The sequence below is a fragment of the [Clostridium] aerotolerans DSM 5434 genome, assembly GCF_000687555.1.
GTDB classification, from domain to species: Bacteria; Bacillota; Clostridia; order Lachnospirales; family Lachnospiraceae; genus Lacrimispora; species Lacrimispora aerotolerans.
This window is the reverse complement of sequence record NZ_JHWJ01000005.1, coordinates 74003-95320: the sequence shown is the minus strand read 5'-3', so window position 1 is coordinate 95320 and position 21318 is coordinate 74003. Positions and strand designations below refer to the sequence as shown.

The 21318-nt window shown below is 41.9% G+C and carries 20 protein-coding genes; all 20 read right to left on the bottom strand.

Going from position 1 to position 21318, the window contains the following annotated elements; genetic code table 11:
• Positions 1-54: 54 nt before the first annotated feature.
• The gene (locus tag T546_RS0108790; RefSeq protein WP_026891295.1) at positions 55-1731 is read right to left on the bottom strand and encodes a putative polysaccharide biosynthesis protein; all 1677 of its coding nucleotides are present in this window, start codon (positions 1729-1731) and stop codon (positions 55-57) included.
• Positions 1718-2863, bottom strand: coding sequence for a DUF3048 domain-containing protein (locus tag T546_RS0108785; RefSeq protein WP_026891294.1), 1146 nt, complete (start codon positions 2861-2863; stop codon positions 1718-1720). Before T546_RS0108785 ends, T546_RS0108790 begins: the two co-directional genes overlap by 14 nt.
• Positions 2860-3357 carry an rRNA maturation RNase YbeY gene (gene ybeY, locus T546_RS0108780; protein ID WP_026891293.1) on the bottom strand — a complete coding sequence of 166 codons (498 nt, stop codon included), beginning with the start codon at positions 3355-3357 and terminating at the stop codon, positions 2860-2862. The genes T546_RS0108785 and ybeY overlap by 4 nt, the downstream gene beginning before the upstream one ends.
• Positions 3347-4363, bottom strand: a complete 1017-nt coding sequence (locus tag T546_RS0108775) for a PhoH family protein (protein ID WP_026891292.1) — start codon at positions 4361-4363, stop codon at positions 3347-3349. Before T546_RS0108775 ends, ybeY begins: the two co-directional genes overlap by 11 nt.
• Positions 4350-5594 carry a sporulation protein YqfD gene (gene yqfD, locus T546_RS0108770; protein WP_026891291.1) on the bottom strand — a complete coding sequence of 415 codons (1245 nt, stop codon included), beginning with the start codon at positions 5592-5594 and terminating at the stop codon, positions 4350-4352. Before yqfD ends, T546_RS0108775 begins: the two co-directional genes overlap by 14 nt.
• Before the next feature lie 25 nt (positions 5595-5619).
• Positions 5620-5886, bottom strand: coding sequence for a YabP/YqfC family sporulation protein (locus tag T546_RS0108765; protein ID WP_026891290.1), 267 nt, complete (start codon positions 5884-5886; stop codon positions 5620-5622).
• Between the two features lie 133 nt (positions 5887-6019).
• Complete coding sequence (gene rpsU, locus T546_RS0108760) at positions 6020-6196, bottom strand: 30S ribosomal protein S21 (RefSeq protein WP_008975787.1); 177 nt, start codon at positions 6194-6196, stop codon at positions 6020-6022.
• A 140-nt stretch (positions 6197-6336) separates the two neighbouring features.
• A complete protein-coding gene (alaS, locus tag T546_RS0108755; RefSeq protein ID WP_051629714.1) occupies positions 6337-8943 on the bottom strand; it encodes an alanine--tRNA ligase in 2607 nt (868 codons plus the stop codon).
• 211 nt (positions 8944-9154) lie between these two features.
• A complete protein-coding gene (locus T546_RS0108750; protein WP_026891288.1) occupies positions 9155-9994 on the bottom strand; it encodes a lysozyme inhibitor LprI family protein in 840 nt (279 codons plus the stop codon).
• A 123-nt stretch (positions 9995-10117) separates the two neighbouring features.
• A complete protein-coding gene (gene rnhA / locus T546_RS0108745) occupies positions 10118-10594 on the bottom strand; it encodes a ribonuclease HI (RefSeq protein WP_024835951.1) in 477 nt (158 codons plus the stop codon).
• 16 nt (positions 10595-10610) lie between these two features.
• Positions 10611-12212: an MBL fold metallo-hydrolase RNA specificity domain-containing protein gene (locus T546_RS0108740; RefSeq protein ID WP_026891287.1), complete on the bottom strand. Its 1602-nt coding sequence runs from the start codon at positions 12210-12212 to the stop codon at positions 10611-10613.
• A 45-nt stretch (positions 12213-12257) separates the two neighbouring features.
• Positions 12258-13733: a stage IV sporulation protein A gene (spoIVA, locus tag T546_RS0108735; protein WP_026891286.1), complete on the bottom strand. Its 1476-nt coding sequence runs from the start codon at positions 13731-13733 to the stop codon at positions 12258-12260.
• A gap of 48 nt (positions 13734-13781) precedes the next feature.
• Positions 13782-15098, bottom strand: coding sequence for a helix-turn-helix domain-containing protein (locus T546_RS24575; protein ID WP_026891285.1), 1317 nt, complete (start codon positions 15096-15098; stop codon positions 13782-13784).
• Positions 15073-16089 carry an ABC transporter ATP-binding protein gene (locus tag T546_RS0108725; protein ID WP_026891284.1) on the bottom strand — a complete coding sequence of 339 codons (1017 nt, stop codon included), beginning with the start codon at positions 16087-16089 and terminating at the stop codon, positions 15073-15075. The genes T546_RS24575 and T546_RS0108725 overlap by 26 nt, the downstream gene beginning before the upstream one ends.
• 28 nt (positions 16090-16117) lie before the next feature.
• Complete coding sequence (locus T546_RS0108720; RefSeq protein WP_026891283.1) at positions 16118-16912, bottom strand: ABC transporter permease; 795 nt, start codon at positions 16910-16912, stop codon at positions 16118-16120.
• A 5-nt stretch (positions 16913-16917) separates the two neighbouring features.
• A complete protein-coding gene (locus tag T546_RS24570) occupies positions 16918-17700 on the bottom strand; it encodes an ABC transporter permease (protein ID WP_084326257.1) in 783 nt (260 codons plus the stop codon).
• 165 nt (positions 17701-17865) lie between these two features.
• Positions 17866-18576 carry an ABC transporter ATP-binding protein gene (locus tag T546_RS0108710; protein ID WP_026891281.1) on the bottom strand — a complete coding sequence of 237 codons (711 nt, stop codon included), beginning with the start codon at positions 18574-18576 and terminating at the stop codon, positions 17866-17868.
• Between the two features lie 13 nt (positions 18577-18589).
• Positions 18590-19348 carry an ABC transporter ATP-binding protein gene (locus tag T546_RS0108705; protein ID WP_024835959.1) on the bottom strand — a complete coding sequence of 253 codons (759 nt, stop codon included), beginning with the start codon at positions 19346-19348 and terminating at the stop codon, positions 18590-18592.
• A gap of 2 nt (positions 19349-19350) precedes the next feature.
• Positions 19351-20427 (bottom strand): branched-chain amino acid ABC transporter permease, encoded by a 1077-nt coding sequence (locus T546_RS0108700; RefSeq protein ID WP_026891280.1) that lies wholly within the window; start codon positions 20425-20427, stop codon positions 19351-19353.
• 9 nt (positions 20428-20436) lie between these two features.
• A complete protein-coding gene (locus T546_RS0108695; RefSeq protein WP_026891279.1) occupies positions 20437-21318 on the bottom strand; it encodes a branched-chain amino acid ABC transporter permease in 882 nt (293 codons plus the stop codon).

Genomic DNA, 21318 nt, shown 5'->3' with positions numbered 1-21318 from the left:
GAGATGATACCTCCTTCAAGTAAGTATAGTATCTGCTTTCTTTTCAGTTTTTAATCACAATAAATGGAATTTTCTTGCAATATTCACCATTTTACCCCCTCCTGGTAAGCCCAGAAGTTCTTTTTCATCGACACAACGTAGTTTCAGTAAAAGAACTCCATATACGGCGGAAGCCACTGCAATGGCTGCCAGAACTCCAAGAAGGTTGCTTTTTAAGATAAAATGGATCAAGGCATACGTTCCGTAGGCTGCCCCGCCCATAAGTGCAGAGGCCAGGGTCGGCAAAAGGAAGGTCTTGATTACTTCCTGTCTATAATTTAAAAATTTACCGATTGCCAGACCATTAAATAGACACATGGTCAGTGCAAATAAAATGTTTGAGTACAGAACTGCATAGATTCCCATCTTAAACACAAATAACATAACCCAAAGAATCCCCACATGGAGAACAAGTGAAATTACGGCATTCTTAAGGGGAGTACGCATGTGGTTGATTCCTTGAAGCACTGCGTTTGTTACCGTTGAAAGGGAGAAGAATACTACGGCGACAGATCCATATACCATCATACCGATAAGTGCCGTATTATCATCTCTTTGAAACAATAAATTGCAAATAGGTGCGGCTAGTACAGTAAGACCTACTGTAGCTGGTATGGATATAATCATAGAAAAGCGTATAACCATTGATATCTTTCTAATAATCTGGCCTTTATTACGCTCTGCAACCGCCTGAGATAAAGATGGAATAAGAGCGGATGCCAAAGAATTTGCAATAGCAACTGGAATATTAAAAAGCAGACGGTATTTTCCTGAATATATTCCCCAGTTAGAAGCGATCTCAGATGTATCCATACCAAGAAGCGTCATTCCATTACCATAAATACTGTTATCAATTACAATGCTGATATTATACGCAACACTGCTCAGTACGATAGGAAAAACTGTCATAACAAGAAGACTAGATAGTTCCTGATATGATTCCAGGCGCCTTGTCCGATCTCGTCTGGCCTGTTTTTTCACAACCGGACGGTAATTTAGCATAATAAACCCAAGAAATAAAAGAGCAGCCAGGGCTCCGACTCCTGTTCCTATAGTTCCTCCTGCGGCACCAAAAGCAAACGAATATTGTTTTACTCCATATACAGCATTAGATTTAAGACCTAAATCAAATAGCTTAGCTGCAGCATAAATACTGATAACTGCATTAACAATTTGCTCAAAGACCTGAGAGATGGCAGTGGGAAGCATGGTTCCCAATCCCTGGAAATAACCTCTGAAGACTCCCAAGTATGCTATAATCCAAATGGTAGGTGCTAAGGTTTTAAGAGCATAACTTGTATATGGCATTTTTAAAAAGTCATTGGCAAAAACATCTGCACCAAACCAGAGAATCGCAGCACCAATCCCCCCAACTACAGTTCCGTAAAAAAGAGAAACCTTTAAAACGCGGAAGGAATTTATATACTCTTTTCTCGCCAATCTAGTAGCCACCATCTTGGAAACAGCAGTGGGCATGCTATAAGATGAAACAATCAACAGAATAGAGTAAATTGAAAAGGCAGAGCTATAATACCCATTTCCTTCGTTCCCTAGGATACTAGCCAGAGGAATCCGGTAGAACATTCCGATAATACGCACGATAATGCCCGCAACCGCAAGAATGGTTCCCTGAATCAAAAAATTTGAGGCTCCTCTTTTGACTGGGGCTTTTTTATTTCTATTGTTTTCCATATAATTCTACATTGGGAGAATCCTGTGCAGGAATAATGCAAACCCAGGTCTTCCCCTGGTTCAGGATAATCTCATTATTCTCCATGTCGTAATAATGTGTGGGGCCGAATTCATCATTCTTCGACCACTTAACGGGAATTGCACGTCCCTGAGTGATATACATTCCATAGGAATCGCTTCGCACATTGATATCCAGATAATCAGTCGTTGCATAATGTGCTGCCGGACAGTATTGGAGCAGAATATTTTTCACCTTAATCTGCCCTTCATCCCCTTTGTGGGGACCTCCATACTGGAAGCGGTAATATAAACCATCCTCTTCATGATATTCGAACCATGGCTTATTGAGAGGATATCCCGGATAGACCTTATATGCATCCCTGACCTGGGGCGCATGTTCCAGTGTGACTTCTTTGCCTGTTTTGGCAAAGCGGTAATGGCCTTCATATGTTTTATTGTATTCATGAGAATATCCAAGCTCTTTAATAGACTTATTCAGCCTGCTCCCGCTTGTGTACGCATTGTGAGGAGGCTTTTTATCTTTGGAACGGTAATATGCCACATTACCAATGGCTTCTAACCCATTGATATTATCTACATTGGCTAAGTAAGGTTTTGCAAAGGTACTCTGGCCGTAATGAGCATAGATTGCATCGAATTCCCGGGCAAAGTATGTATAGTAAGTACGGCAGCTTCTCACGGAGCCGATCCGTTCTAAATCGTCATAATCTTCAATGATTGCCATGTATCGGTTCATACCGCCTTCTGCCGGTGCTTCATAAACCACACTGGCCCGGTTGATTCCGTACTGGGGCAGGGAAACCTTATCATTGCTCATCATCACAGCAACCGGTCTTCGGTTTCCGATGTCTGATTTAACCATCTCCCCGGTCAGATAACTGCGAATCATCCCGTCTTTTTCCTGGCGTTCTGAAAAGGTATAGTAATCACCTGGGCCTTCCTCTGGTGTTTGTTCGGCTTCTGTACTGCTGTTTATCTTGATTTCAGTGGAAGAAGCTTCTTTCGTCGATGGTACTGTTACGGATACTTCATCATAACGTCTTGTACAACCAAATAAAAAAGTGGCAGACACCACGGCACCAATAAGCCCAAACCATACCCTTTTCATCATCTTACATATCCCCTCCGACTTAATATTTCTTCCTGCTTCTGTTCCATGATCTGGCGTTCTTCCTCTTCCATATGATCATAGCCAAACAGATGCAGCATACTGTGAGCCACTAAAAATGCCATCTCCCTGGTCTCAGAGTGGCCGTATTTTTCCGCCTGTTCGATTACCTTATCAATGGAAATCACAATATCTCCAAGAAGAAGCTCTCCTGTTTCAGGATTAAAATAGTCATTTGCCATATCCTCCAGGCGGTCAAAGTCGGAAGGAAAATCATAATCCACCATAGGAAAAGAAAGGACGTCCGTAGGGTTGTCTATGTTACGGAACTCCTGATTGATCTGCCTGATATCCTCATTATCAGTAATCAGGACATTTACCTCTGCCTCATAAGGACATCCTTCATAATCCATGGATTCTTCAATCACGGCTGTAATAATATCTTCATAGGGAATATCGAGTTTTTTTTCAGACTCGTATTCAATGTTAATTGTCATAATGTGCCTTTCTGCCCCCAGGGGCCTTCGTCTTTCGTTCTCCTGCCTTATTCTTAGATTCGAAATCATCATAGGCTTGTACAATTTTTTGAACAAGAGGATGGCGGACCACATCGCTGCTTGTAAACTCGCAAAAACTGATATCATCAATTTTCTTTAAAATACGCATTGCCATATCAAGGCCGGATACAGTTCCTGTAGGAAGGTCTTTTTGCGTCTTGTCACCGGTTACAATGACTTTTGATCCGAAACCAATTCTTGTAAGGAACATCTTCATCTGGGCAGGAGTGGTATTCTGGGCTTCATCAAGAATGATATAAGCATTGTCCAAGGTACGACCTCTCATATAGGCAAGTGGAGCCACTTCAATTAACCCTTTCTCTGAATTGTGAAGAAAGCTTTCGGCTCCCATAATCTGATAAAGGGCATCATAAAGAGGCCTTAAATAAGGGTCAATCTTGCTTTGAAGATCACCAGGAAGAAATCCAAGCTTCTCTCCTGCTTCTATGGCGGGCCTTGTAAGGATGATCCGGTTCACTTCCCCATTTTTAAATGCCTGTATGGCCATAGCCATGGCAAGATATGTTTTTCCTGTACCAGCAGGCCCGATGCCAAATACAATCATCTTTTTCCGGATCTGATCAACGTATTGTTTTTGACCAAGGGTCTTTGGTTTTACCGGCTTGCCGCTTATGGTACGGCAGATAATATCTTTATCTATTTCAAGGATCTGACTGTCGTTTTCTGAAAATGATAGAGAGAGGGCATAGTCCACATTTTGCTCCGTTATGGCATTGCCCCGTTTGGACAGTTCGATTAAATTATTAAAAACGCTTCTTGCTTTTTGAACCATCTGGTCAGGTCCGATGATCTTAAGAGCACCATCTCTTGCTACCATGGTGACATGAAGAGTCCGTTCCATTTTCTTTAAGTAACTGTCAAACTGTCCGCATACATTTTTTTCGTGTTCTGCTGGAATATCTATGATTGTCTCAATTACGCTCATCTGAATGATTTGTCTCCTCCGGTTCTTCTGTTGTCTGCATCTCAATTCCTTCCTGCCTTCCAACTGGTTCATCGGTTATGAAATCCATGGCAATTTGGCATAAAGATTCATTATCTAGTATTTTAACATGATTTTCTAGAATTTGTACCCCTTTTTCCAATAAATTTTTTTCAAACTCTTTATTCATTTTATCGGCCAGCTCGTTTTTTTCTTCTTCCGTATAAGGTCGCTCATAGGAAATATATTCCTTTCCTGTTATCTTCCCTATATATATGGGCAGGTAGAAATTCTGGAATAAATGAAGCTGCTCTTCCTCCATGGTTCTTTTCCATGAAGTTCCCTCCGGGCGAGGACGCATGAGCAGAAAAGAACTCTCAAAGGCTTTGACATAAAGTCCCTTCCGGACCTTTCCAGTTTCCACATCAATCTTACGATATAATGGAATCCGTCTTGTCTCATGGTACTCCGTCTTAGCACGAATATCTGCTTCTGAATGAACATAATGAGTATTTACAATCTCTTCACTGTCTCCAATAATAGGAATTGCACCGCTTACCAGCACCTGACCTTTGGTGACCGTATCGCCTACTGCTACCTTTGGAACTCCGCTTCGGACAATCATCGATGTAATTACCCCATCCTTTTCCGCCACGATATCGCATGGTGTTTCATCCTTTACCGGGATTTCTGAAAGCACTTCATTTTCCTTTATCTTAACCAAAAGCCTGGTTCCTGATACCCTCGCAGATACCCATGTTATTTCTGGAAATGCGGTTCTAAGAGATTCCTCCAAAAGATCGCAGTCAATTTTCGACTTTATCATACCGTAATGAATCTGTTCTGATTCACAATATTTAAGAAGAGTGTCGTATGTATACATTCTGTTTCCGTCAAATTTAATATCCCAGATAAAAAGAGACAGTGTATAAAGAATGAAGAAAAAACCAAAAAGACCAGCCGCATAAAATTTACGTTTTCGATTGCGGTATAAAAAAAAAGGAAGTCCAAACTTTTTTAAAATTCTAAGTCTGACCTTCGATTTGCGGACAAGAGGCTTGATCTTTCGAAACCCGGGTACGGTCATAAAAAACTGATAGGTTGGACCAGTATTAACGACTTTCCATAATTCTATCTCATGAACCGTGCACATATTTAAAAACCGTTCCGGAGAAAAACCGGACATTTCTATAAAAAGATAACCGAAAAAGCGGCGACTCAGCCATTCAATCACGTTCTTACACCTCCAACTCCCCTGCTTAATCAAATTCCAGGGATTTGATATATCCATTGATTTTCATCTCTTCATTGGTGTAATATTCGATGATAAGCCTGCTTCCGGAGATATTTACCCGGCAGTTTTTTGCCTGAAGCTTGATAAAGCTATCTGTGTACAAGATGATGCTTCGGTAATTTTCAATCACAACACTGTGGCGTCCGAGAAAGGACACAAGCACCTCTCCAAGTACGACATCCTTGGGGAGTTTTAAGGTGGAAGCTGCCTTTTCTATCGATTCCTCCAACATATTTTCTCTGCCTTCCTCACATTTATTCCTTTATACTATATGCAAAGAGGATATGGAAAATTCTACGGCCCGCCAAAAGTAGAAAAAACCCCTGGTTACGCCTAGGCCAAACCAGAGGTTTATCTTTTAACTATTAGTTATATTTACGTTTTCTTGCAGCTTCAGACTTTTTCTTACGTCTTACGCTTGGCTTTTCGTAATGCTCTCTCTTACGAATTTCCTGCTGGATACCTGCTTTAGCACAGTTTCTTTTGAATCTGCGTAAAGCGCTATCTAAGGTCTCGTTGTCTTTAACGATTACATTGGACATAGCTCACACCTAACCTCCCTCCAGTTGTGTACTTGTGCATAATACAACTGTTTGGGTATTTTATAGCACTGATATGATTATAGCATAATTTTGCCATACGTCAAGAAAAACTTTCATAATTTTTCGTATTTCAACAGCAATTATTTCAGTTGTTCCTCTACTACTTCCATAGCTTTTGCAAGGCAATCTTCCACTCCAGCCGGGTTCTTTCCACCTGCCTGAGCCATGTTTGGACGTCCGCCGCCACCGCCATCTACAAGAGCAGCAATTGCCTTTAAAAGATTACCGGCATGAGCACCTTTCTTCTGTGCTTCGTCCGTAGCAGAGGCCATAAGGTTAACTTTATCACCCTGGATAGAGGCAATAACAATGACACATTCCCCTAATTTATCCTTTAACTGGTCTCCTAAATTACGGAGTCCGTTCATATCAACATCCATGACCTTGGTAGCTAGAACCTTAATGCCGTTTACTTCCTTAACCTGATCCATAACATCGCCAAGAGAATCCTTTGCCAGCTTACTCTTTAACTTTTCATTTTCAGAATGAAGAGCCTTGATTTCTTCTAAAAGTGACTCGATTTTTGAAGTCAGAGAAGAAGGAGTTGTTTTGGCAGCTTTTGCCGCTTCATGGAATTCACGCTCGGTTTCTTCGTAATAATTCATGAGACCATCACCAGTGAGGGCTTCAATTCTTCGAACACCAGCAGCAATTCCTGTTTCAGAAAGAATTTTAAAGGAACCGATTACACCGGTATTGGCAATATGAGTTCCACCGCAAAGCTCTGTAGAGAAATCTCCCATCTTTACCACGCGCACGGTATCTCCGTATTTCTCACCGAATAATGCCATAGCGCCTGATTTCTTTGCTTCTTCCAGTGACATGACTTCTGTATTGACAGGAAGTGCATTTTTAATTTGTTCATTCACAAGTGTTTCCACACCTTTGATTTCTTCTGGTGTCAAGGCAGAAAAATGGGTAAAGTCAAAACGAAGTCTGTCTCCATCAACCAAAGAACCAGCCTGTTCTACATGACTTCCTAAAACGACTCTTAATGCTTTCTGAAGAAGATGAGTAGCACTGTGGTTTTTCCCTGTATTCTGACGATTCTTTTCACAAACCTTTAATGTAACTTCATCTCCGGTCTGGAACATTCCTTTTATCATTTTACCAACGTGGCCGACTTTTCCACCCTGTAAATGAATGGTATCTTCTACTTTAAACTCACCATTTTCACTTACGATAGAGCCAACATCGCCCTGCTGTCCACCCATGGTGCCGTAAAATACAGTCTGACTGGTAATAATGGTACCAATATCACCGTCAGTCAGGGCTTCCACAAGTTCTGTTTCAGTCGTAAGTGCTGTTATAGGAGAGGTACAAGTTAATTTATCATAACCTACGAACTCTGTAGAAAGAGATGGATCGATGGACTGGTAAACAGTAACATCCGCTCCCATATAATTCGTTGTCTTTCTCGCATTTCTCGCGGTCTCACGCTGTTTTTGCATGGCAGCCTTAAAGCCGTCTTCATCCACACTGAAATTTTTCTCCTGCAAAATCTCAAGAGTTAAATCCAGTGGGAATCCGTAGGTATCATATAACTTAAATGCCTCGTCTCCGGAAAGAATCGTCTCATTCTTCTTTCTCATATCTTCTTCCAAATCATTTAAGATAGAAAGACCCTGATCAATGGTCTTATTAAACTTATCTTCTTCCTGAGAAAGAACTTTTAAAATCATTGCTTTCTTTTCGTCAAGCTCTGGATAACCATCCTTAGAAAGTGAAATGACAGTCTGTGAAAGGTCCGCAAGGAATTTTCCTTCGATACCCAGAAGCCTTCCGTGACGCGCAGCTCTACGGAGAAGACGACGAAGTACATAGCCTCTTCCTTCATTAGAAGGCATAATACCGTCAGATATCATGAAGGTACAGGAACGAACGTGATCGGTAATCAGACGAAGGGATACATCCACATTGGTATCCTTCTTATATTCTGTATGAGCGAGCTCAGCCACACGGTTTAAAAGAGCCTTGATGGTATCAATATCAAAGAGAGAATCCACATCCTGAACTACAACAGCAAGACGCTCCAGACCCATACCAGTATCAATATTCTTCTGCTTTAATTCTTCGTAATTACCGTGTCCATCGTTCTCAAACTGGGTAAATACGTTATTCCATACTTCCATGTAGCGGTCGCAGTCACAGCCTACCGTACATCCAGCTTCGCCGCAGCCATACTTCTCGCCGCGGTCATAATAAATTTCAGAACATGGTCCGCAAGGTCCGGCACCATGCTCCCAGAAATTATCTTCTTTTCCCATGCGGAAAATACGTTCCGGAGCAATTCCTATCTCTTTATTCCAGATTTCAAAAGCCTCATCATCTTCAAGATAAATGGAAGGATAAAGCCTGTCTGCCTCCAGCCCGACTACTTCAGTTAAAAACTCCCATGACCACTGAATGGCTTCTTTTTTAAAATAATCACCAAAGGAGAAGTTACCCAGCATCTCGAAGAATGTGCCGTGACGAGCAGTCTTTCCAACGTTCTCAATATCACCGGTACGGATGCACTTCTGGCAGGTGGTTACTCTCTTTCTCGGGGGAATCTCCTGACCGGTAAAATATGGCTTTAAAGGAGCCATACCTGAATTAATCAATAACAAGCTGTTATCATTATGAGGAACAAGAGAAAAGCTTTTCATAGCCAAATGATCCTTACTCTCAAAAAATTCAAGGAACATTCTCCTCAGTTCATTCACACCGTAGTTCTTCACGTTACTGTCCTCCGTTTGTTATATTGTCTCTTCTGACAAAATGCCGTCACTGGCGGCATCCCTGGTTTTCTATATCATGTCATTTATCTTACTATCCTATCATAAGGGGTTTTATTTATCAAGATGTTCCAATGGAAATTTTTTCATTCCAACAAAAAAGTACGGCAAAAGCCGTACTTTACTGATTATTTAAGGTAGATAATACTTCGAAATACTCCTTTACCAGATCATAGGCTCTGGTCCTTGTGGATTCTGCTAAAGAAGCGGTGTATTCAAGGCCCTCCAGGCTGCCCCCGCTGAATTTTTTCGCGGCCTCTTCTGCTTTTGCATCTCTGGATTTGATCCAGGTTTGCTGAGATTGCTCCAGGGTTTTTCGTTCCTCTTCTGAAAGCGATTGGGCAATGGCATCATATATGGTGTTTTGCTCCGTATCCCAAAGCTTTAATTCCTTGTCAGCAAGGGCTTTCATGGAATAGGTATTGGAATTTCCTGATTCGTCCCGGATCTTTTTAATTTGTTCATCCAGACTCTTTAAATGTTTTTGATAAGCAACAGCCCCATCGTCTGTATTTGATTCAACCGACACTTTGGCTTTCACATCCGGGCTTATGGGAGACAGGACAGTTTCCGGCTCGGCTGCTTCTGCTATTTTTAAAGATGGGGCAGGAGCTGAATCGGCCTCAGAAGAGTCTGTTAACATCTCGGTCTTCTCTTCTTGTTCTGGCTCTGCTGCTGCCATCATTCTTTGGGAAGCCTCTCCCTTTGCATCTGCTTTTGCCGATCGTTTTAAGCTGGCTCCTTCTTCCGGATAGGAGGACTGTTCCTTCGATTTTTCTTTGTTGTAATATGCGCCATTTTCCTGATTCGAAGTAAGTTCTGAACTGGAATAGTTCTGAACACCAACAGGACTTGGAGCAGTTTCCTTGCTGTTAATGAAACTGGTGGTAGCTAGCGTCATCAGCACACCGATCACCAGAATACTCCCTATGACAATCCAAATCCCTCTGCCTTTATTCATGAACGATCATCCTAACCTGATTTGATGAAGCTACCATATCATAAATAAATTAGAAAAGAAATAGGAATTCGCATTTAGTAAGACATTGTAAGAGATATGTAAGTTTTTGGAATCTCCTACCATTTACAGTCCCTCATCCACCAAAAGATTGTTTCCATCGGCAGCACTTGTCGCCAGCTGGTCACACCGTTCATTCTGCGGGTGGCCAGCATGTCCTTTCACCCAGTGAAAGGAAACCTGATGAGGCTCTTTTGCTTTTAAAAGTCTTTCCCATAAATCAATATTCTTTACAGGACCGCTTTTCCCCCGCTTCCAGTTATTTCTTACCCAATTGTCAATCCATCGCTGGTTAAAGGCATCGGTAACATACTTGGAGTCGGAATAAAGTTCCACCTGGCATGGCCTTGTGAGTGCCTCTAATCCGGCAATTGCTGCCATTAGCTCCATACGGTTATTAGTGGTTTTCACATAACCTGCTGAAAGCGTCTTTTCATGGAGCTGCCCTTTGGAATCCGTAAATTGCAAAACTGCACCGTAGCCGCCCGGTCCATCGGGGTTTCCTCTTGCAGCTCCGTCTGTATATAACATTACCTTATTCACGTTTTTGTATATCTCCTTATCTATCCCATTTATCACATAATGAATTAATCTGATCTGCAAACTTGGCAAGATCTTTATTGGCACCGCCTTCGTTATGACGGATTACCTGCAAAAGCCTTTCGCCGGCAGCAAAAAGTCTTCCATATACACCAGCCGGCTTCTTTAGAGGCTCCGGTGCTCTGACTACTTCAACACCTTCTGTATGATTCAGCCAAACGCCCTTAGACAGGTCGTAAATGGAACCTGAGTGAGGTGCCGTTGCCTGATACCCATATTCATTTTCAAGAAGCTGTTCAAAGGAATTGCAGACGAAATCGTCACCGTGTACCAGAAATACTTGTTTAGGCTTATTCTCAAATGCGTTCAACCAGCCAATCAGTCCTTCCCGGTCTGCATGTGAACTCATCCCTTCCATTCGCTCAATATGAGCTTCGACCTGGATGGTTTCTCCAAACAGCCTGACCTCTCCTGCTCCATCTAACAGACTTCTTCCTAATGTCCCAACGGACTGATAGCCTGTAAAAACAATGGTACAGGCAGGTCTCCATAAATTATGTTTTAAATGATGCCGAATTCGTCCGGCATCGCACATTCCTGCTGCCGATATAATTACCTTCGGATTAGGATTGAAATTAATGTTCCTGGATTCGTCACTGGTAACAGAAAGCTTTAACCCCGGAAATGAGATAGGGTTAATCCCATTTAATACCAGCTGCTTTGTTTCTTCATCATAGCAGTCAACCAGATTATCCTTAAACGCCTGGGTGGCTTCCACTGCAAGAGGGCTGTCAACGTATACTTCAAATCTATCATGGCCTATGATCCGCTTCTCTGCTTTGATACGTCGGAACATGTAGAGGAGTTCCTGGGTCCTTCCAACCGCAAAGGCAGGAATTACTACATTGCCGCCTCTGTCTAAAGTCCGCTGAACGATGTCAGAAAGCACGGAAACATGATCTGGGATCGCTCCGTGAAGGCGGTCACCGTAAGTGCACTCCATAACCACATAATCCGCTTCCTTTATATACTGAGGATCGCGGATCAGAGGTTTGTTCTTGTTGCCGATATCACCGGAGAAGACAATTTTATTTGTAACGCCGTCTTCTGTTGCCCATACTTCGATGGAAGCAGACCCAAGAAGATGGCCTACATCAGTAAAGCGGATGGTTAAGCCATCTTCAAGCTCTGCCTTTTCATCGTAGGCATAAGATATGAACTGTTTTAAGACACCAGCCACGTCATTAATCCCATATAACGGCTCTTCTTCCGGCAGACCTGCCCGTCTGGCTTTGCGGTTCTTCCATTCTGTTTCTGATTCCTGGATATGTGCGCTATCCTTGAGCATAATGCCACAAAGATCAGCCGTTGCATAGGTAGAAACCACCCGTCCGCGGAAGCCTCTGGCATAGATAAAGGGGAGCATCCCTGCATGATCGATATGTGCATGGGTCAATAGAACGTAATCAATTTCTGCGTAGCTCACAGGCAGTTCCACATTCTGGAATCTGTCAATCCCCTGCTCCATACCGCAGTCCACAAGGATTTTAAGTCCGGCTGCCTCCAGATAATGACAACTGCCGGTAACCTCGTGGGCTGCGCCAATGAACATCAATTTCATATGAGCCCTCCTTTTGTATCTGTTTTTTCGTATTATACCATTAATTTAGATAATAATGCAAATCATACCGCCATTACTATCATTAATAATTTTTTGGAGGGTGTCTTGAAGCTTTAACTGACAATCTTCTGTCAATTGGGATACCTTAGCCTGGATGCCGTCTTCCACAATCTGTTCAATGGATTTTCCAAAGATATTGGTGTTCCAGATTCCTTCTTCCCCATCTCTGGCATTTTCCTTGATGTAGGCGATCAAATCCTCTGCCTGCTGTTCACTTCCCACAATCGGAGCAATTTCAGTCTGGATATGGGCTTTGATTAAATTAATGGAAGGTGCCTCTGCACGCATCTTGACTCCATATTTATTGCCATGCTTGATAACTTCTGGTTCGTCTAAAATGATTTCGGAGCGTTCCGGCGTTACGACGCCATAACCTTTTAACCGGACCTGACTCATAGCCTGATTGACCTTTTCGTATTCCGCTTTCATCTTCGCCAGTTCGCTTAAGGTCTGCATCAGCTGATACTCACCTTCAATGGGCAGGCCTACATAATCACTTAAAATCTGATAATAATAGCTGTCATCTACATCCATGCCAAGGGCTACGCTTCCGTCAGCCATATCCATGTTCTGGACTTTAATCGAGCGGATGCTTTCCGTGGCGCCGTCATAAAGATTAGAGGCTACATCCTTCATGTGAGTTACTTTTTTCACCATATTCTTGGCTGCTTCAATGACCTGAGCCTTAAGCCAATGGGTGGCAGGAAGGATTTCCAGCCATTTTGGAATATAGAAATCCATTTCTGTTACAGGGAATTCCTTTAACACACGTTCCAGGATGTTATTTACATCCTCTTTCTTTAACTGCTCGCAATTGACAGGCAGTACCGTTACTCCGTATTTCTGGCTCATTTCCTTAGAAAGTGCAGTCGTCTCATCTGAAAATGGCTTTGCAGAATTAAGGAGAATGATAAACGGTTTTCCAAGGACTTTTAATTCCTGTACGGTGCGCTCCTCGGCTGCTATGTAGTTGGGACGTTTCAGTTCACCAATGGTGCCGTCTGTAGAAATTACCACGCCAATGGTGGAATGGTCATTGATGACTTTTCTGGTGCCGATTTCAGCCGCTTTGGTAAATGGGATTTCATAATCGAACCAGGGAGTTTTTACAAGGCGCTCTTCCTCATTTTCAATGTGTCCAGCGGCTCCTTCTACCATAAAGCCTACACAGTCAATAAGGCGCACCTTTGTCTCGATTTCATCGCCCAGACGAATGGTTGCTGCTTCTTTGGGGATGAATTTTGGTTCCGTGGTCATAATAGTTTTTCCTGCAGCACTTTGGGGCAGTTCGTCCCTTGTCTGCGTTTTCTGATGTTCGTCTTCCATGCCCGGCAATACCATTAATTCCATAAAACGCTTGATAAAAGTCGATTTTCCTGTTCTTACCGGTCCCACCACTCCGATGTAGATCTCTCCGTTGGTTCGGGCTTTGATATCATTGTATACGTTATAATTGTCCATAAAGATTCCCCCTTCTGTGCTGTTACACTATATGCGAGGGAGAAAAGATTATTCCGTTTTCTTTTCAATCATGTTTCGTATGGATTCCCCAGTGGTTTTTATGAAGCGGTAATCCTTTTTAGAGATGAAGCCATCATGAAGTGCCTCCTTTAATTCGCCTTCATTTAGAGTCAAAATCTTTCCTTCCAGGGTTTTGACTATTTCCAGAAAAAGAAGGGTAAAAGTAACCGTACTTCTATCACAATAAGTCAGGTCTCTGATGATATAATAATGCTCCCTTACCATATTCCCAAGACTGTCAAAGACTGTTTTTTTATACCAGGACTCTCTTTTCGGAAAAAACAGCTCATATTCCTGGCCAGATATATTCCATGTGATGGGCGATGTCTCACGGTCAAGCCGGAATACACTTTGGGTCTCTTCTCCTGGTACGCGAGAGATGAGGCCTGTACGGCCCATTCTGCTGCCTTTCCATGTATTTAAGGCAAAGCCTCGATAAAGGCCAGAGTCTTCCTCATAGACCATTCTAAAATAATTACAGCCATCCATTCCACGAAAGGTTCTTACTAATCTTTTATGAGCATTTTTTATGATATCATCAAGCAAAGGAAATAAGTTTTCTTCTGAGATCTCTTTCGCACAAACGTCCCCTATGCCAGCAAACATGGGCAAGGGGATCATATTTTCTTTATATGGAAAGGGATTCGTATTGCAGCTTAAAACATTTAGAACTGCACAGCGAACCGTTTCATAATCAGAGGATTCAAAATTCACTACAAACTTATCACCAGCCATACGGTATAAGTGCCCGCCCCTTTTTGTCATTGACTCGATTCGCTGGAGAGCTTTTAAAGCCGCGGCCTCTCCTGCCTCCCGTCCAAAGCACGTTTTAAGAAAACGGATACCTATGATGTCAAAGCAAACTACTATGGAGGAATCTGTTTGTTTTAGTTCCTGAAAAAGAGGCCGAAGATCAAACCGCCTGCGAAAAACCTTACAGGAATCATAGATAAACTCCTGCATTGGGAAAAATCTGTAGAACTGATGATTCTTACGGTAAACTCCAGGAGTCTCATCCCATACCTTATAAAATGCTCTGGTGAATACTTCCTGCGAGCTATATCCATAATGATAAGCAACGGAGCCTACCGTCTCTTCGGTTTGTATCAGTCTTCCGGCGGCCTCCGTTATTTTTCTTTTGTTCACGTAATCCATCATTCCGTATTGAAATACTTTTTGGAATAAGTATTTTAGATTAGATACAGAATAATTACATGCACCTGCAATGTCCTCCGGCGTAATTGGTTCGTATATATGTTCTTCTACGTAACGGATAGCATCATTTAATATGTAAAAGCTTTTCACTTTCTTCTCTTTCCCCTGTCCGTTTATAAAGTCTTCTTACAATTTCGTCTATCTCTGGCTTATTAATTGTGATATCTGTTACATCATAAGAATCTGATAATAATCGCAACAGCAGGTTAAACGAAACCATAGCAGAATCCACCTGATAGGTATGGCAGGCTGCTTGTTCCTTCACCATAAGGACGCCAGGTATGGTAAGGGGCTTTTGATTAGCAGAAAAAGAGAGTTCCACGTAATAATGATCGGTTCCCTGAATCTTAAAATCATGTACCGTCTGATCAAGCACCAGTTTTCCATGATCGATCATGATAATTCGATTGCAGATTTCCTCGATATCATCCATATCATGAGTCGTAAGGATTACCGTTGTCTTTTTCTCCTGATTCAGGCTTCGGATGAATTTACGTATTTTATCCTTTACTACCACATCAAGACCAATGGTCGGCTCATCTAAGTATAATATGGAAGGATCGTGGAGAAGGGCAACTGCCAGCTCGGCCCTCATTTTTTGTCCAAGACTTAATTGTCTTACGGGTTTTCTTAAAAATTGCTGCATCTCTAAAAGCTCCACAAACATGTCTACATTTCTACAATAAGTTTTGTTATCAATCCGATACATTCTACGGTATAGTTCAAAGGTATCTTCCATTGGAAGGTCCCAGTTCAGCTGAGACCTTTGTCCAAAAACAACACCAATATGACTGGCGTTCTTTTTACGCTGCTCCCATGGAACGATTCCTCCGGTCATAACAGTGCCGGAGGAAGGTACCAGAATACCCGACAGCATTTTTATGGTAGTGGACTTCCCCGCTCCGTTTGGGCCTATGTACCCCACAAGCTCTCCTTTCTCAATGGAGAAGGAAACATCATCTACTGCCATCTTATATTCATATTCCCGCTTAAATAAAGTATATAAAGCATTCTTTAAACCTTCTGGCCTTTGAAAGCTTTTAAATTCTCTTGACACATGGCTAACTTCAATCAATGACATTATATTTCTTCCTTTCCCTTTAAAATCATTACGACCCGGTACTATGATAAGCCCTTAGCCCTCTCAGCCAAAGAAGGTATGCCGCAAAAAAAGCCAATATTCCCACAATTGGTGTCAAGAACATAAAACAGGAAGCAAATCTTCCTTCTTCCTTGTTTAAGAAATACTGCACTGGATAGTAATTGATAAATGCATATGGCAATATAAACGTCAAAAGGGTCTGAACTCCAACGTTATAGATAGAGAGTGGATATTTTAAAAACTCCGTGAAATTCTTATAGAACAGCTGATAAAGTCCATCACTTTTATAGAGCCAAAAAGCAGGAATTGTAGTAATCATAAATCCTGCCATTTGTATCAGAGAGGCTCCTATGATATCTAAAACCAGCCAGACTGACCGGAAACCGTCCAGTGCTATTCCCAGCTTTCTTAAGCTAAAGATAATAATACCCAATGCGATGATATAATTGCTGGTATATCCTGCGCTTATTTTAGTGGATACAAGATACACAAGCGGATTTACAGGCTTTGTTAAGATACCGTCAAGCTCCCCCTGTCGAATCATACCTGGCAGCTTACCGAATGCTCCCATACAAAAGGTACCGGCTATGGAATAGGAAAGCACATCAAACGCGTAAAGCAACAGGATTTCATAAATGCTCCAGCCTCCAATGGTTTGGAATTTTTGAAGGAGTACCATAAGCATGATGAAACCAGTGGACCAGCCAAGTATTTTTGACACCATTCTCATAAAATACTGCCCCCGGTACTCCAGCTGTGTTAAAAATGAAATCCTGGCAAATGCCGTATATAAGCCAATCATGATTTTTACCCTCCCTGAATTTCAAGTTTCTTTTTTATAAAACTCCATAAACATCGTTCTGCCAAATACAAAACCAAGAGCCAGAATCCCTGCATGATAAGAGTCATTGCAATTTCTCTTCCGCTTTTCTGCCCTAACCATATGGTAATTGGTTCATGGACAATATAACGAAACGGTAAAAACTCCCCTATGGTCCGAAGCCAGTGGGGATAAAACCACAATGGAATTTCTATTCCTGAAAACAACACGAATAAGGCGTTAGTAATCATATTGGTATAAGTTCCATCTTTCATCCAGAACACCAGCAGACCAAAGATATACTGTATGTAAAACATGATGACAATCCCAGCCAACAGACACGGGATAAATGGTAATATCACGCTGATACCAGGAAACGGAAGATCCCAGATCACCCATGATAAGAAAGCAATTAAAACTCCTTCAAACAAAAAATCAAACAAGTTCTCTCCCATCTGGCGAAAGAAAAAGTACCATTTGAGGGAGATGGGGCGAATCATGTCCACTGCGATCATTCCAGACCTGACACGATCTGCAAGGTCTCTTGCCACACTGGATTTTGTTAAGAGAATAACCATAGTTGCCAAAACCGTATAAGCTGCCAGAGATTTAAAATCACTTCCAATGCCCTTTCCTACCTTTAAAAGAGCTTTCCAAATACAAACCTTTATGTATATTCTTAAAAAATCCCCTATGATGTGAAATAACAGATTCCATTTATATTGTATCTGCTGTTTAAAGCTGCATTGAATCAGCGTCATATACATCATTTTATCCCCCTGTATGTAATAACAATTATCATATCATAAGTAAAATAAAATTTCTTGATGATACGGACAAATTTTTTACACAAAAACACCCTGCACATCACTTCAGGCATGAGCCTGGCCGCAATATACAGGGTGAAAGATATCTACTCTAATATTAAGTTTTTATTATTCACTTAAATAAGCTTTTTTCACAGAATCATTATTCATAAGCTCGTTTGCATCTCCGCTTAATACAATGTCTCCTGTTTCCAACACGTAAGCTCTGTTTGCAATGGATAATGCTTTTTTCGCATTTTGCTCTACCAGCAATACAGTGGTACCTGATTTATTGATCTCCTGAATGATATCAAAAATCTCACTTACATAGAGAGGAGAAAGTCCCATAGAAGGTTCATCAAGAACGATGACCTTAGGATGGCTCATGAGAGCACGTCCCATAGCTAACATCTGCTGTTCACCGCCGCTTAAGGTTCCGGCAGGCTGATTCTTTCTCTCTAAAAGCCTTGGAAAGCGCTTATAGATCATCTGAAGAGTTTCTTCAATTTCGTTCTTATCCCGTCTGGTGTAAGCACCCAGCTTTAAGTTCTCATATACACTTAATGCTGCGAATACACGCCTTCCTTCCGGTACATGGGCCATTCCCATTCCAACAATTTTATCTCCTCTGATACGGGTGATGTCATTGCCGTCAAACTGTATACTGCCGGAAGCTGATTTTAAAAGACCGGTTATGGTATGAAGAGTTGTGGTTTTTCCCGCACCGTTGGCGCCGATTAAGGCCACGATCTCTCCTTCGTTTACATCAAAGGAAATACCTTTCAGCGCTTTGATTACGCCATAGTATACTTCCAGATTTTTCACTTCAAGTATTGCCATGTCTTAAGCCTCCTTATTCGCCCAAATATGCCTTGATGACTTCAGGGTCATTTAATACATCTGCAGTGCCGCCCTGGATCAGTACCTGACCGAAATTTAAAACAGTCAGCTTCTCGCAGATGCCGGAGACAAGCTTCATATCATGTTCAATTAACAGAATCGTCATATCAAAATTGTCACGAACAAACCGGATGGTGTCCATAAGCTCTTTGGTCTCATTAGGGTTCATACCTGCCGCAGGCTCGTCAAGCAGTAAAAGCTTGGGGCCAGTGGCAAGGGCACGGGCAATTTCCAGCTTTCTCTGTTTACCGTAAGGCAGATTAGAGGCAAGAATATCTTTTTCCTGATCCAGATCAAATACTTTTAAAAGCTCAATTGCTTTTTCATCCATTTCCTTTTCCACTTTGTAATACTTTGGCAGTCGAAGGATGCCGGTTAATGTAGAATAAGAATGGCGGTTATGAAGTCCTGTCTTCACGTTATCCAGTACAGTCAATTCTTTAAACAAACGGATATTCTGGAACGTTCTTGCGATTCCAGCATTATTAATCTCCATTGTCTTTTTGCCGGTAATGTTTTCCCCATCAAGAAGAATGGTACCTGCATTAGGTTTATATACGCCTGTCAACAGGTTGAAAATGGTGGTTTTACCCGCACCATTTGGGCCGATCAGACCATATAACTGCCCTTTTTCTATGGTAATACTAAAATTATCTACGGCACGCAAGCCACCGAAGGAGATTCCAAGATTTTTGATTTCAAGCAAAGCCATGGTTACACCCTCTCTCTTTCTGTCCTGCTCTTATGAAAAATACGTTTTCTTAAGTCAATAAGCTTAGGACTCCAGTTGAAAATCATCATGAAAATCAGGATGATGGCGTAAATCAGCATACGGTACGTATTTAAGCCTCTTAACAGCTCTGGGAGCAGAGTCAGTATCACTGCCGCGATCATAGATCCACGGATATTACCAATTCCTCCAAGAACCACAAATACAAGAATCATAATGGACTGGTTGTAGCCAAAATTCTTCTGTGTTGCAGTAAGGGAGGATAAATTGTGAGAATAAAGCACTCCTGCCACACCTGCTAAGGAAGCAGAGATGGTAAATGCCATAAGCTTATACTTTGTTATATTAATACCAATGGATTCAGCCGCAATCCGGTTGTCACGCACTGACATAATGGCACGTCCTGATCTGGAATGGATTAAGTTCAGCACGATAAAAAGAGTGACCAGAATGAGAAGCACACCAATCAGGAACGTAGCGTTCTTTGGCGTTCCGGTGATTCCCTGGGCACCATTTAAAATCATCTTACCATCTTTTTCCATATTTAGTGCCATAGCATTTTTCATGGAAAAATGTAAGCCGTTAGAGTCCTTACCAATAAAAATAACGTTAACTACATTCTTGATAATCTCACCAAAAGCAAGAGTAACAATAGCCAGGTAGTCGCCGCGAAGTCTTAAAACCGGGATTCCAACAATAATTCCAGCCACTGCAGCTGAGGCTGCACCAATCAGGATGGCCAGAAAAAAGCGAAAACCGGCATTTGGGATAGTCTCTAACATGGAAATAGAAAAAATGGCACTGGAAAATGCACCAACGCACATAAAACCAGCATGTCCAAGACTCAGTTCTCCAAGAATACCAACAGTCAGATTCAGGGAAATAGCAAGTATGGTATAAATACACAGAGGTACTAAAAGCCCTTTCATGAGACTGCTTACCTGCCCAGCGTTTACAAGCATCTGGACAATGATAAAGGCAACGATCACTAATCCATAGGTGATGATATTGCTTTTTAATGTTTTACTCAGACGAAAATTAGTTTTATTACTTTTATCCATTTATCCCACCTATACTTTCTCGCTTATCTTCTTGCCTAAGATACCAGTTGGTTTCACAAGAAGAACAACAATTAAAACTCCAAATACGATGGCATCAGACAACTGGGATGAAATATAAGCCTTGCTTAAATTCTCAATGATACCCAGCAAAAGTCCGCCGATAAGTGCTCCCGGGATGGAACCGATTCCTCCAAATACCGCAGCTACGAATGCCTTAATTCCTGGCATAGAACCAGTATATGGGGTAAGGGTTGGATATGCAGAACATAACAGTGCTCCTGCAATCGCTGCCAAAGCAGAACCAATGGCAAAGGTAAGAGCAATGGTACCATCTACGTTAATACCCATCAACTGGGCGGCTCCCTTATCTTCTGACACTGCCAACATCGCCTGTCCTGCTTTTGTCTTCTTAATAAAAGTGGTCAGGCAGATCATTATAACAACACAGCTGATAATGGTAACTATGGTTTCGCCGGAAATCGTTAATTTTCCGCCTGCTAATTTAAGAGCAGGAATTGTTACTACGGAAGTAAAAGACTTGGGATTGGATCCGAAAACAAGCAGTGCGATGTTTTGAAGCAGGTAGCTCACACCGATTGCTGTAATCAAAACTGCAAGAGGACTTGCCATACGCAAAGGGCGGTAAGCGACGCCCTCAATGACCACGCCTAAAACAGTACATAAGATAACCGCAAGGAGTACGCCTGCAACAGGACCTAAGCCCATTGTGCTGACGACTGTGAACACCACGTATCCTCCAATCATAATTACATCACCATGAGCAAAGTTAAGCATCTTGGCAATGCCATATACCATGGTATATCCTAAAGCAATAATCGCATAGACACTGCCCAGGCTTAAACCATTAATAAAATAGGATATGAAACTCAT